This window comes from Alitabrizicola rongguiensis, from assembly GCF_021491355.1.
GTDB lineage: Bacteria > Pseudomonadota > Alphaproteobacteria > Rhodobacterales > Rhodobacteraceae > Aliitabrizicola > Aliitabrizicola rongguiensis.
Map to the genome: position 1 here is coordinate 474,480 of NZ_JAKENF010000002.1, position 13,027 is coordinate 487,506.

General features: G+C 64.4%; 14 protein-coding genes and 1 tRNA gene. 10 read left to right on the forward strand and 5 right to left on the reverse strand.

Going from position 1 to position 13,027, the window contains the following annotated elements; all coding sequences use genetic code 11:
- The first annotated feature begins 209 nt into the window (after positions 1-209).
- From L0V05_RS08180 to L0V05_RS08200, 5 genes are all read left to right on the forward strand, one after another.
- Positions 210-1,070 carry an alpha/beta fold hydrolase gene (locus tag L0V05_RS08180; protein WP_234869619.1) on the forward strand — a complete coding sequence of 287 codons (861 nt, stop codon included), beginning with the start codon at positions 210-212 and terminating at the stop codon, positions 1,068-1,070.
- Positions 1,067-2,044 (forward strand): threonine ammonia-lyase, encoded by a 978-nt coding sequence (locus L0V05_RS08185; protein WP_234869620.1) that lies wholly within the window; start codon positions 1,067-1,069, stop codon positions 2,042-2,044. Before L0V05_RS08180 ends, L0V05_RS08185 begins: the two co-directional genes overlap by 4 nt.
- Positions 2,041-2,835 carry a 3-oxoadipate enol-lactonase gene (pcaD, locus tag L0V05_RS08190; protein WP_234869621.1) on the forward strand — a complete coding sequence of 265 codons (795 nt, stop codon included), beginning with the start codon at positions 2,041-2,043 and terminating at the stop codon, positions 2,833-2,835. The genes L0V05_RS08185 and pcaD overlap by 4 nt, the downstream gene beginning before the upstream one ends.
- A gap of 85 nt (positions 2,836-2,920) precedes the next feature.
- Positions 2,921-3,646, forward strand: a complete 726-nt coding sequence (locus tag L0V05_RS08195; protein ID WP_234869622.1) for an alpha/beta fold hydrolase — start codon at positions 2,921-2,923, stop codon at positions 3,644-3,646.
- 165 nt (positions 3,647-3,811) lie between these two features.
- Positions 3,812-5,047, forward strand: coding sequence for a mandelate racemase/muconate lactonizing enzyme family protein (locus L0V05_RS08200; RefSeq protein ID WP_234869623.1), 1,236 nt, complete (start codon positions 3,812-3,814; stop codon positions 5,045-5,047).
- 69 nt (positions 5,048-5,116) lie between these two features.
- Here L0V05_RS08200 and L0V05_RS08205 read toward each other — a convergent pair.
- The 4 genes from L0V05_RS08205 to L0V05_RS08220 form a co-directional block, all read right to left on the reverse strand.
- Positions 5,117-5,194, reverse strand: a tRNA-Arg gene (locus L0V05_RS08205).
- A gap of 43 nt (positions 5,195-5,237) precedes the next feature.
- Entirely contained in the window at positions 5,238-5,702 is a 465-nt protein-coding gene (locus tag L0V05_RS08210; protein WP_234869624.1) for a GNAT family N-acetyltransferase, read from the reverse strand.
- Positions 5,702-7,117 carry a hypothetical protein gene (locus tag L0V05_RS08215; RefSeq protein ID WP_234869625.1) on the reverse strand — a complete coding sequence of 472 codons (1,416 nt, stop codon included), beginning with the start codon at positions 7,115-7,117 and terminating at the stop codon, positions 5,702-5,704. Before L0V05_RS08215 ends, L0V05_RS08210 begins: the two co-directional genes overlap by 1 nt.
- A gap of 99 nt (positions 7,118-7,216) precedes the next feature.
- Positions 7,217-7,528 carry an ETC complex I subunit gene (locus tag L0V05_RS08220; protein ID WP_234869626.1) on the reverse strand — a complete coding sequence of 104 codons (312 nt, stop codon included), beginning with the start codon at positions 7,526-7,528 and terminating at the stop codon, positions 7,217-7,219.
- A gap of 148 nt (positions 7,529-7,676) precedes the next feature.
- On the opposite strand from L0V05_RS08220, the gene uvrB reads away from it, so the two are divergent.
- Both uvrB and L0V05_RS08230 read left to right on the forward strand, forming a co-directional pair.
- Positions 7,677-9,863, forward strand: coding sequence for an excinuclease ABC subunit UvrB (gene uvrB, locus L0V05_RS08225; protein ID WP_234869627.1), 2,187 nt, complete (start codon positions 7,677-7,679; stop codon positions 9,861-9,863).
- Positions 9,864-10,098: 235 nt separating this feature from the next.
- Positions 10,099-10,551: a c-type cytochrome gene (locus L0V05_RS08230; RefSeq protein ID WP_234869628.1), complete on the forward strand. Its 453-nt coding sequence runs from the start codon at positions 10,099-10,101 to the stop codon at positions 10,549-10,551.
- Positions 10,552-10,580: 29 nt separating this feature from the next.
- Here L0V05_RS08230 and L0V05_RS08235 read toward each other — a convergent pair whose 3' ends face one another.
- On the reverse strand, positions 10,581-10,904 hold the full coding sequence (locus L0V05_RS08235; protein ID WP_234869629.1) for a hypothetical protein: 324 nt from the start codon (positions 10,902-10,904) through the stop codon (positions 10,581-10,583).
- 148 nt (positions 10,905-11,052) lie between these two features.
- Here L0V05_RS08235 and L0V05_RS08240 point away from each other — a divergent pair, with 148 nt between their 5' ends.
- From L0V05_RS08240 to L0V05_RS08250, 3 genes are all read left to right on the forward strand, one after another.
- Positions 11,053-11,268, forward strand: coding sequence for a hypothetical protein (locus L0V05_RS08240; RefSeq protein ID WP_234869630.1), 216 nt, complete (start codon positions 11,053-11,055; stop codon positions 11,266-11,268).
- Entirely contained in the window at positions 11,265-11,846 is a 582-nt protein-coding gene (locus tag L0V05_RS08245) for a disulfide bond formation protein B (protein ID WP_234869631.1), read from the forward strand. Before L0V05_RS08240 ends, L0V05_RS08245 begins: the two co-directional genes overlap by 4 nt.
- A gap of 367 nt (positions 11,847-12,213) precedes the next feature.
- Positions 12,214-12,999: an ATP-grasp fold amidoligase family protein gene (locus L0V05_RS08250; RefSeq protein WP_234869632.1), complete on the forward strand. Its 786-nt coding sequence runs from the start codon at positions 12,214-12,216 to the stop codon at positions 12,997-12,999.
- Positions 13,000-13,027 lie beyond the last annotated feature (28 nt).

The window sequence follows — 13,027 nt, forward strand, 5'->3', positions numbered from 1 at the left end:
GTCGTCCTGCCGTCCGCAGGGGTTTATGCCCTGACCGCCTGTGCGGCAAGCGGCCTTCGCCCTCATGGAACTGCGGCATTCGGCGGCGGCGGGCCTTCAGCCCTTTCCTCGGTGTCATCGCTGTGCCACCTTCGGCAGGTATCCCAACGAATGAGGAGGACGCTGGTGATCCGCTCGCTCACCCACGCTCATTTCGCGAGAAGCGCCAATTGACCGGTGCGCAGCAGTTCACGACAAGCGATGGCCTGCGCTTGGCCTATGACGACCGAGGAAGCGGACTGCCGCTTCTTTGTCTCGCAGGGCTGACCCGGAACATGGCAGACTTCGAACCGATCCTTGAGCCTCTGGCGGGCATCTGCCGGCTCATCCGGCTTGACAGCCGGGGACGCGGCCTGTCGGATAACGACCCGGACTACATGAACTACAACGTCCTGCGCGAGGCTCACGACGTTCTGGAGCTGCTGGATCACCTCGGTATCGATAAGGTAGCGATCCTGGGCACCTCGCGGGGGGGGCTGATCGCGATGGCCCTTGCGGCGATGCACCGCGAACGGCTCCTTGGCGCGATCCTGAACGATGTCGGCCCCGAGGTGGGAACGCAGGGCATGACCCGGATCATGGAATATGTCGGCATCCCTCCGGCCGAACCGACCTACGAGGCGGTGACCGACAGGCTGACCCGGTCTTTCGCCAAGGAGTTCCCCGGCGTTTCGCGCGGTGAATGGCGGCAGGCGGCAGAGCGGATGTGGCGCGAAAGCCCCGAAGGATTGGCCCTGCGCTATGACCCGCTGTTGCGCCGGGCCCTGATCGAGCAATCGGCAGCCGGCGCCGCGCCAGATCTTTGGCTGTTCTTCGACCAGCTCAAGGAATTGCCGGTCACGGTCCTTCACGGTGAAAACTCCGACATCCTCTCGGGCTCGACCGTCGAAAAGATGCGGACGCGCCATCCGGGCCTTGTCGCGGTGACCGTGCGCGACCGTGGCCATACCCCCTTCCTCGACGAAGCCGAATGCATCGCGGCGATCCGCGCCTTCGTGGCCGAGCTGCAACCTGCGGCCGCAGCACCATGACCGACATTCATCGGGTCGAAAGGGCCGCGGAACGGCTCAAGGGTCATGTCCGGCGCACGCCGCTGTTGAACTCGCCGCTGCTCGACCGGTTCGCGCGCCGGCGGATTTTCGTCAAGGCCGAATGCCTGCAGTTCACCGGCTCGTTCAAGTTCCGGGGGGCGTGGGCAGCCATCTCGGCCCTCCCCGCTCCGGTGCGCGATCGCGGCGTCATCGCCTTTTCCTCGGGCAACCACGCCCAGGGCGTTGCGCTGGCCGCCGCCCGGCACGGTATTCCGGCAGTGATCGTGATGCCGTCGGACGCGCCGGCCGTGAAGATCGCCAATACCCGTGCCTATGGCGCCGAGGTCATCCTCTACGACCGCGAAACCGAGGATCGAGACGCGATTGGCGAGAAACTGGCCGATGAGCGCGGCCTGACACTCATCAAGCCCTTCGACAACCCGGAAGTGATCGCCGGGCAAGGCACCGCCGGTATCGAGATCGCTGAACAGGCCGCCCTGCTTGGTATCGACATGGCCGATGTGCTGGTGTGCTGCGGTGGGGGAGGCCTGACCTCCGGTATCGCCCTTGCACTCGAAAGGCATGCCCCAGGCCTGCGCGCCCGCCCGGTCGAGCCGGAAGGCTTCGACGATGTGGCGCGGAGCCTGGCAGCGGGGGCGCACCGGAAGAACGAGCGGCTGACCGGCTCGATCTGCGACGCGATCATCACACCGACACCCGGCCAACTGACCTTTCCGATCATGAAGCGCCTGTGCGGGCCAGGCTTGACGGTGAGCGATGACGAAGCGCTGCACGCGATGGCGCTCGCCTTCGCCCATCTGAGGATCGTGCTTGAACCTGGCGGGGCGGTGGCCTTGGCGGCTGCCATATTCCGCAAGCCGGCACGCCCGGACGAACCGGTGATCGCCGTCGCCTCGGGCGGGAATGTCGATCCCTCGGTCTTCATCGAGGCCCTCAACAGGTTCGGCTCGTGACAGCGACTCGGCTCGACCTGGGTGATCTGACCGTAAGCCTGGCCCTGGATGGCCGCGCCGACGGCCCGCCTGTGCTGTTCCTTCACGCGCTCGGCACCGATCTGACGCTCTGGGACAATGTCCTGCCCCTTCTGCCGGACGGCCCTCGCTACATCCGCCTCGACATGCGCGGCCATGGCGCCTCGGACTGCCCGCCCCCGCCCTATGCCATGGGAGCGCTGATCCGCGACACGGAACGCGCCATGGAACTGCTCGGGATACGCGATGCAGTCGTGATCGGACTGTCGATCGGCGGCATGATCGCCCAGGGGCTCGCGGTGAAGCGACTTGACCTCGTGCGCGGGCTCGTGCTGTCGAATACAGCCGCCAAGATCGCCACAGCCGAAACCTGGGCTGCGCGGATCGATGCCGTCCGCAGGGGGGGCATGGCTGCCGTGACCGACCAGACGATCGAGCGCTGGTTCTCTCGTGCCTCCCGCTCCTCGGCGGCGGCGCAGCACTGGCGCGACCGACTTTTGGCGCAGGACCCTCAGGGCTGGATCGGCTGCGCCGCAGCGATCGCGGGAACCGACTTCTACACCACCACCGCCACACTGACCCTGCCCACGCTGGCCCTTGCCGGATCCGAGGACGGGTCCACTCCCGCCGACCTTGTCCGCGAAACCTCCGCGCTGATCCGCGGCAGCCGCTTTGAACTCCTACGCGGCGCCGGCCACCTTCCGCCGGTCGACAGGCCAGAGGCCTGGGCCGGAGCCGTGTCGGATTTCCTCAGCTCCATCGGCCAATGCTGACAGGGCACCCCACCCTGCGCCGAGACCCACGCCCAGGGCCGGGCCGTCCCGCTCAACGTGCCGGGCGGCCCGGCCCTGCGCCGCGATGACGATGCGCTTCCTCCTGGTCCATGGCTCCTGCCATGCCGCCTGGTGCTGGCAGGACCTCCTGCCCCGTCTCGTCCTCGCCGGTGCCGAGGCCAGGTCCATTGACCTCCCGGCACATGGCGCCGACCGGTCCGACCCGGCCGCGGTCACCCTTTCGGATTATGGAACCGCTATCCTCGACCGGATCGAAGACCCCGTGATCCTTGTCGGGCATTCCGCGGGGGGCTTTCCGATCACCGCGGCGGCGGAAGCCGCGCAAGGCAAGGTTTCGGGTCTCATCTACCTCTGCGCCTATATCCCCCGGCCCGGCCTGTCGGTGGCAGACCTGCGCCGGGCCGGACCGAGCCAGCCCCTGCGCGGCAAGATCCTCCACGACCGCGGCGCACCAACCTACCGCTTCGACCCGGCGACGATCGCACCGCTCCTCTTCCACGACTGCCCGCCCGGAACTGCCAGCCGTGCCCTGCCCCTGCTCGGAGCCGAGCCCGTCGCGCCACAGGAAACGGCGCTGCCCCTGACCGAAGCGTCGCACTCCCTGCCCCGCCATGCGATCGTCACCACCGCCGACCGCGTCATCCCACCCGAGTGGCAGGCCGCGATGGCACATGCGGCGGGCGTTGACACAAGTTCTCTCGATTGCGGCCACTCCCCCTATTTCGCGGCACCAGACGCCCTTGCGGCACGCCTTCTCGATATCGCCGCCCGGTTCCGGGGCACCAGTTGATTACCCGTTTGCGGCAGAAAATGTCGCAATCCCGCGCGCTCTGCGTTGTGATGGCTCTAGCCTCCGCTGTCAGTTTCTCCTCGAGAAATACCCCACGGGGGTCCCGGGGGTGTGAAACCCCCGGGGATCGCCACCCGGACCGCCGTCAGAATGAAAGGCCCACCGATGCGCCTGACCGATCTCGAGATCTTCACCGTTGCCCCGCCAGCGCCAGGCTGGGGCGGGCGATACTGGACCTTCGTGAAACTGACGACCGACGACGGCATAAGCGGCATCGGCGAATGCTACGTCTCGACCGTCGGACCCAAGGCGATGGATGCCGTCATCCGCGACGTGTTCGAACGCCACATGCTCGGCACCTCGCCGGAAGAGATCGAACTGATGTTCCGCCGCGTCTATTCCTCGGGCTTTACGCAGCGCCCCGACCCGACGACGATTGGCGCCTTCTCGGGCCTCGAGATCGCCTGCTGGGACATTATCGGCAAGGCGCGGAACCGCCCGGTCTGGGCGCTTCTTGGCGGACGGATCAACGAGCGCATTCGCTCCTACACCTATCTCTACCCGGAACCGGGTCAGGATGCGGCCGAATTCTGGGTCAACCCGGACTGGACCGCTGAAGCGGCGGCGAACTGCGTCAGGCAAGGGTTCACCGCGGTGAAGTTCGACCCCGCCGGCCCCTACACGATCCGCACCGGGCATCAGCCCGCCATGTCCGACATCAGCCGCTCGGTGGCCTTCTGCGCGAAGATCCGCGAAGCGGTTGGCGACAAGGCCGATCTCCTGTTCGGCACGCACGGCCAGTTCAACACTCCCGGCGCGATCCGGCTCGGGCGCGAGCTCGAACCCTACAACCCGCTCTGGTACGAGGAACCGATCCCGCCCGACATGCTGCCCGAATTCGCCGAAGTGGCGCGGCAGGTCCGAATTCCGCTCGCGACCGGCGAACGGCTCACGACCAAGGCCGAGTTCGGCACGCTTCTGCGTCTTGGCGGAGTGAAGATCCTGCAACCGGCCCTCGGGCGCGTCGGCGGCATCTGGGAGGCGAAGAAGATCGCCGCAATCGCCGAGGTCTTCAACGCCGAGGTGGCGCCGCATCTCTATGCGGGTCCAGTCGAATGGGCAGCGAACATCCACTTCGCCGCGTCGATTCCGAACATCCTGATGGCCGAGACGATCCAGACCGGCGGCGCCTTCCACCTTGCGCTCATCAAGCACACGATCCAGTGGGAAGACGGCTACATCATTCCGCCCACGGCTCCGGGCCTCGGCATCGACTTCGACGAGGACCTTGCCCGCGCCCATCCCTACACTGGCACGCGCCTTCATCTCGAGATGCAGGAAGCCCCCTGCGACTACCGCCACGGCAACCGCTTCGAGGGCGGCGCCCCGTCCGAGACCTGACGGCTCCACTGTCCGTGGCAACGCCGGACGCACGGGCTCGATGCCCGTGCGGATGGCAGCCTGTGGTGCTGGCGATCCCGGGAGGACTCGAACCCCCGACCCGCCGCTTAGAAGGCGGCTGCTCTAATCCAGCTGAGCTACGGGACCGTCGCCGCCCGTTTAGCGGCAGATGCGCCCATCAGGCAAGGCTTCACGCAAGGCTTCGCGTCATGAAGATCGAATTGGGATCTGGCACATAGCCCTCGAACGGCCCGCATTCCTCGAAGCCCGCGCGGGCATAAAGGACGCGGGCCGGCTCGAACATCGCCTGCGATCCGGTCTCAAGGCTCAGGCGCGTTAGTCCGGCAGCCCGGGCTTCGGACAGGAGGTGGTCCAGCATCCGGCGCGACAGGCCCTGCCCCCGGCGTTCGACCAGCACATGCATCGACTTGATCTCGCCATGACCCTCGCCGATCCGCTTGAATGCCCCCATGGCGACCGGTTCGCCCGCGTCGCGCATGACGAAGAACGACACCTCGGGTATGTCCAGTTCCGAGGCATCCATCATGTGGATGCTCTCGGGCGGTGTATCGGCGTGCATGTCCGCAGTGTGCCGTTCGAAAAGCAGGGTGAGGTCCGCCCCTGCCGGGCTTTCCCGCCGGATCGTGATCGTCATCAGGGCTGCCCCAACATCGGGCCGAGGTCGGCACCGTTGACAAGCATTGTCCCAGGGGTCGACGCGTCGATGTCCCAGACCAGCGTATCCCCGACCTGCTGCGCCATGCCCCGGATCATCGTCAGCGCCGGCAGCATCTGCTGCCCGACTTCGGGCGGAGCGCCGGACAGCGCAGCTATGATGGCGTCGTACCCCTTCAGGCTGATCTTGGCCGTGCCGGTGGGAATCTGCTGCTCGGGACCAACCTTCATCGTGCCCTCGTAGCCAAGCGTGAACGCCTGAGCGACCGTTTCCCCCGGGGCGAGCGTGATGTCGACCGCTCCGTTCGGAAGGAATGCCGGAAGGAGGCTGTCGAGGAAGGCCTGCTCCAGTGGTTCGGGCTTGGTCAGGTCGAAGGTCGCAATCATCTGGCCGATGGGGTTGGCGAGATCGAAGCCCGAAACCTTTACGTCGAGCGCAGTCTTCTCGGGCAATAGCGCGGCTGCCCATTCCGGCACCAGCCCCGGCGGCAGCACCAGACCATCCAGGTTTATCGCTTCACGAGCCATGCCGTCGGCGACGAGGCCATTCGCATCGACATCGACCCCAAGACGTGCGACCGTGACCGGACCAATCGGCGTCTGTGCCGCGACATTGGTGAGCAGGCCCGATGCCGTCATGCTGTCGAAGACCGGCAAGGCCTCTTTCAGGCCACCGCGCAGATCCTCCTGTGCCGCCTTGACCTCGGTCTCCGACGGATGGGCGATAAAAAAGGCCAGCGTCCCGAGCACAGGATGCGAACGGAGGCCCTTCATCGTGCCGTCGATGTTGTACGTATCTGCGGTCAGGATGATGTCCACAGGCGACCCGCCCGGTTCCATGGGAGCGCGGATCGTCTGGCTCAGCTTGCTCATGTTGAATGTCTGGACCAGATCGGCCCCGCCCGTCGCACCGGCCGAGCCCGTCATGTCGATATGGCCGCTCGCCACCGAGTATTCGGAATGGCTCTGCCCTGTTTCGGGAGTCGTGATGGTCTGGACTGCCGTCAGATCGGTGAAGTCGGCGCTAGAGGTCGTGAAGACTCCGAGTTTCTCGTCGAAGACGCCGGTTCCCTTGTAGGATCCGACCTTCACAGACATGTCGATTTCGCCGGGCACCTGGATCTTCACGTCAAGCGCCTGGTCTTGGGTTACGCCCCAGGTCCCGTCGCCATTGTCGGTCAATTGCATCACAAGCGGCGATACCGTGGCAGTCCCCTCGCCCTCCGGCATCTTGGCCAGGAGTGGGCCCGCATCAAGCCGCAGGTCGTACACGGCACCGGCCGGGGTGACAGTCACTACGCCCGGGGTCTTTCCCAGATAGGTCTGAAAGACTTCCGTGAGGCGGACGGCGCCTTCGGGCGTCGCATCGGCAGCCAGACCGGCGGTACCGGTCATGACAAACAACGGCAGGGCCGTCAGGCAATTACGAAAATGAATCACGGCAGAGTCCTCCCTTGGAATCAATTTTGGGGACCGTGCCGCCGGACTGTGGCGTCAATGCGTCCAGGCGCCCTTGCGGTCGGTCGCGAAATTCTCGCCATAGCCGCGCGGACGAACGTTGGCGGCGCGCGTCTTGGGTTGGAGCACCACGTAATCGATGCCCTTCGCCTTGGCATAGTCCTCGGCGGCCTCCTGGGTTTCGAAGCGCAGCTTGACCTGACGCTGCGTGTCAGAGGACGAGGTCCAGCCCATCAGCGGATCAATTTCGCGAGGGCTATCGGGGGCGAATTCCAGAACCCAGTCCTTGGTCTTGGCGGTGCCGGACTGCATCGCGGTGCGGGCGGGCTGGTAGATACGGGCTTGCATGCGGAACTCCGAAATTCGACGCCCGTTTATGGCGGAAATCCCCCCGATGATGCAAGGGGCGGCGCCCATCTGCGGCAAGCTGCGCGGCACTGGCCTTGAACCGGAACAAAAACGGATCAAATCTTGTGCTCCCGCAGGAATCAGCGCCATGCCCCACAACAACGACAACGCCCTTTCGCAGCGCCCCGAGGTGCTGACCCGACCCAAGCTTGAGGGTGGCCGTCGCTTCACTCTCTCGACCCCGTTCCAGCCGGCGGGTGACCAGCCCACGGCGATTGCGGAACTGACGGAAGGGGTGCTCGCGGGCGAGCGGAACCAGGTGCTTCTTGGCGCGACCGGGACCGGCAAGACCTTCACCATGGCCAAGATCATCGAGGAGACGCAGCGCCCGGCGATCATCCTTGCGCCCAACAAGACGCTGGCCGCCCAGCTTTACGGAGAGTTCAAGGGCTTCTTCCCCGACAACGCGGTCGAGTACTTCGTCAGCTACTACGACTACTACCAGCCCGAAGCCTATGTGCCGCGGTCGGACACCTATATCGAGAAGGAAAGCCAGATCAACGAACAGATCGACCGGATGCGCCACTCGGCCACCCGGGCGCTTTTGGAACGCGATGACGTGATCATCGTGGCCTCGGTCAGCTGCATCTACGGCATCGGCTCGGTCGAGACCTATTCGGCAATGACGCAGGACCTGATTGTGGGCAACCCCTACGATATCCGCAAGGTCATGTCCGAACTCGTGGCCCAGCAGTATCGCCGCAACGATCAGGCCTTCGCGCGTGGATCGTTCCGGGTGCGCGGCGACAGCCTGGAAGTCTGGCCGGCGCACCTCGAAGACAGGGCCTGGCGCTTCAGCTTCTTCGGAGAAGAACTTGAATCAATTGTCGAATTCGATCCTCTGACCGGCGCGAAAACGGACACCTTCCGCCAGATCCGCATCTACGCCAACAGCCACTACGTCACCCCGCGCCCGACGCTGCAGCAGGCGATCCACGGCATCAAGCACGAGCTGCGCACACGGCTCGACCAGCTGGTTAACGAGGGGAAACTACTTGAGGCCCAAAGGCTGGAGCAGCGGACCAACTTCGACCTCGAGATGCTCGAGGCCACTGGCTCCTGCAACGGGATCGAGAACTATTCGCGCTATCTCACCGGCCGCGCGCCGGGCGAGCCGCCGCCGACTTTGTTCGAGTTCATCCCCGACAATGCGATCGTCTTCGCGGATGAATCCCACGTCTCGGTGCCGCAGATCGGCGGCATGTATCGCGGCGACTACCGGCGCAAGTTCACGCTGGCCGAGCACGGGTTCCGCCTGCCCTCCTGCATGGACAACCGCCCGCTGAAATTCGAGGAATGGGACGCGATGCGGCCCCAGTCGGTCTTCGTCAGCGCCACCCCCGCCGCCTGGGAGCTGGAGCAGACCGGTGGCGTCTTTACCGAACAGGTGATCCGCCCGACGGGCCTGATCGACCCGGAGGTCGAGATCCGCCCGGTGGAAATGCAGGTGGACGATCTTCTGGACGAGGTGCGCAAGGTCGCCGCCAACGGGATGCGGACGCTGGTCACCACCCTGACCAAGCGCATGGCCGAAGACCTGACCGAATACCTGCACGAGCAGGGCATCCGCGTGCGCTACATGCATTCCGACATCGACACGATCGAGCGGATCGAGATCCTGCGCGACCTGCGCCTTGGGGCCTTCGACGTCCTCGTGGGGATCAACCTGCTGCGCGAGGGGCTCGACATCCCTGAATGCGGGCTGGTCGCAATCCTGGATGCCGACAAGGAAGGCTTCCTGCGGTCGGAAACCTCGCTGGTGCAGACCATCGGCCGCGCGGCGCGGAATGCCGAGGGGCGCGTCATCATGTATGCCGACCGGATCACAGGCAGCATGGAGCGAGCGATTGCCGAGACGAACCGCCGCCGCGAGAAGCAAACCGCCTACAACCTGGCACATGGCATCACGCCGACGACGGTGAAGAAGAACGTCGAGGATGTGCTGGCGGGCCTGTGGCAAGGCGACACCGACATGGCCCGCGTCACGGCCAAGGTGGACAAGCCGATGGTCGGCTCCAACCTGGCCGCGCATCTCGACGGCCTTCGGACCCAGATGCGCAAGGCCGCCGAGAACCTGGAATTCGAGGAAGCCGCACGGCTTCGCGACGAGATCAAGCGGCTGGAGGCGGTGGAGCTTGCCGTGGCCGACGACCCGCTCGCGCGTCAATCTGCGGTCGAGGAAGCAGTCGAAGATGCGGTGAAACTCTCCGGGCGCTCCACCGCCGGCAGACCTGGTCAGCGCGGCGGGAAAAGGTCGAACCGGGGAAGGCGGTAACGCGCTCCGCTCACTCTTGCGGCATCCAATACTTCCCCTTGGCCCGACAAGGATCAGTCAAGCATTCTTCGCGAAGCATATGATTTCCTCATTTTGCGCCAGATCAAACGCAAGCCATTCGACATGGTCCATCGTTCAATCAGGGAGCGGACGTAGGCCAAGTCGGAAGGGTGTTCGACGAAGGGGAAACGCGTCCGAGATTGATCTGGGCAGCCCAAGGAGGGAAGTTTTCATCATGTCGAAAGCATCAGCTTCATTGTTCGCAGTGGTATTTTGTACCGCAATTGCCTCGTCGATGCCTGCCGCCGCCGAAGATATCGGTCAAATGGAATTCATGAACTCCTGCGCAAGTTGTCACGGGGCGGGAGGAAAGGGAGACGGGCAGATGGCCAAGTTTCTAAAGGTCACTGTGCCCGATCTGACGACGCTTTCCGCGAAGAACAACGGTGTATTCCCCATGAGCGATGTTTTGCACATCGTCGATGGCCGTCGGTGCGGACCCCTGCTAGAAGGTAAGCCCTGCAGTCGGCCAACTCCTGAAATTCAGGCCCACGGCGCGCCCATGCCGGTTTGGGGAGATCGCTTCAAAGAGGATGCGGTCTTCGTCGAGGAGGCCGGAGAACCTGAGCTACTGGTGAGGGGCAGAGTACTTTCGTTGGCCTACTATCTTGAGTCGATCCAAGACTGAGAGAAGGATGCCTGCCCTGTCGGCTAGTCCTATCCTGCAAGATCGTTGTCGCAAACTGGATTGGCAATGTCTGCGGCCTGCAATGGCACGGCATTCGCCTGAGTGACGCGAGAATCGCGAAAGAGCGACTCTGACGCGCAAGTTGACATCGCGGCACTGTCAGGCAGCAGATCAGTGCCAACCAAATAGGACGCAGAGAGTACGGGCGCAGTCAGGCCAAGGATCGCCAGCGCAAGCGCAATGGCGGCGCCGTTGCGATGCGCAAGGCCACGCAGACGGCCAGCAAGGGGGCGCGGGTCGCGCAGTGGTTCGACCTCGAGAGGCAGGTCCTCGTGCAGGCTGGCAAGCGGCATTCCGCGGTCTCTCGGGCGCACCCTATCCTCCCTCATTGGCGTCCAGGATTTCCTCCCAATCAGACGATTTCGCGGCGCTCCTGCGGAGGCGATGCGGCTTGTCCCGGCCCGAAAACCGGCTAGCCTGCCGTTGCGGAAACAAAGGGGCGTGCCGACGATGATGGTCGCGATCTTTCTCACGATGCTTGCGGCTCTGTCGTTTGCCTGGGCACGGCAAAAGGATGCGACCTGGGTGGCTGCGGGTCTTTGCCTCCTCCTGACGGCGTTGCTTTTCCTTTGGGAGGTCTGGAGTCCGGTCGACGGGTTCCGCATGCCCTGGATCGACACCCGTCTGGAACGGATCGAGACGAAGGCACAGGCATGAGGACGCTTGCCCTTCTGGACTACGGCTTTCAGGTCGCGCTCGCGGCGATGATGGCAACCATTCTTACCGCCGCTCTGGTGATCCAGTTCGCAATGGGCGAATTGCCCTGCCCGCTGTGCCTTCTGGAACGGGTCTGCATGTTCGGCATCGGGCTTGGCGTGGTGATGAACCTGCGCGGTGGGTTCAGCGGCAAGCATATGGGGTTGATCCTGCTTTTCGCGATCCTGCTGGTGGTCATCGCCACGCGCCAGACCCTCCTCGACATCTATCCCCGGCCGGGACACGCCTATATCGGCAGCGCCATCCTTGGCCTGCACATGCCGGTCTGGTCGATCCTGATCGGGCTTGGCACGCTGTTTGCCTATGCGCTGAAGCTGACGGCCCTGGGCAATGATGGCCATCTTCACCAGGTTCCGTCGCACTATTTCCCTTCGCTCTTTCGGATCGGCAGCGCAGTTGGGCTGATCCTTATCCTGCTCTGTGCGATCAACCTCGTCGCCGTCGTGGTCCAATGCGGTCTCGGCCAATGCCATACCGAAGGTTACCGCTTGCTCGGGGATCCTCTGCCCGCAGGCTAGCCGTCTGAAGTGACGGAACAGCGCCCTTGCCTCTGGCGCCAATCCCGCGAGCATTTGGAGCCTTGTGCCTGACGGCCCAAGTCTTCCCTGCGGGACAACCCTGGGCAGAAAGGCGCCGGCCGGTTTGGCTGTGCGGATCGCCTTCGATTGCTATGTCAGTCGCGGACAGTCATTTGCCCAATCTTCAATTGCGTGAATGCGTCCTTTGCTGATAAATTGGGCACAATTGAAAGTATTCCTTGCTTGTGGGTTCATCATGTCCATTGCCGGACGCCTCGACCGTCTTGCGCTGCCTGTACGCCGCAGGCTGTCCAGACTTACCTGTCCCCGCGCATCGGAGCTGGGAACAATCGGGTTCCAGCAGAGAATGCGCGATCGCATCGTCCGTTGGCGTGATCCTGACACTGCGCATTGGACCGCGGGGCTTTCCCGCAAGCTGAAGGGCATCGAGTACATCCGCGGCCTTGGTCATGCAGTACCCGAGACATACGGCCTGTTCCCGAGCCTCGCCGAGGTTTCGCTTGAGCAGCTCCCCCCCAACGTCGTGCTGAAGCCCCAGCACGGCTATTCCGCCAAGGGCGTCTTCCTGCTGCGGGACGGAGTGGACCAGCTGACGGGCAAGACGGCGACACGCGACTGGCTCTTGTCCGAAGCCGGAAAGCAGGCCGACGTTCCCTACATGGCGGAAGAGTTGCTGGTGAACTTCGACGGACGGGCCGGCGCGCCGCTTGACTACAAGTTCTCCTGTTTCGGCCCGCGGATCGCCTATTGCACCGTGATCGAGCGCAACACGATTACCGGGCACGGCGACCTGAACCGCTACTGGTACATGACGCCAGAGTGGAAAGAGGTGCCGATGCGCCTGAGGTGGGACGTCCGTCCAGAGCGCGGGATCGCACCGGCCCCGCCATTTCTTGACGCAATGTTCGCCATGGCCTCCGACATCGGGCGGCATCTCAACGTGTTCATGCGGATCGACCTCTATGCCACGACCCGAGGCCCGGTCTTTGGCGAGTTCACACCCTTTCCGGCACGGGGCCGAGAGGTTACCCCTCTCTGCGACCTTTGGATGGGGGCGATGTGGCAGGGCCTGGAAGGCTGCGGCAACGACGAATCCCCTGAAGGCAGAGTTCCTCGGCTTGCCGCCGAATAGGCGCCGAAGCCAACGCAAGGCGAGCTCG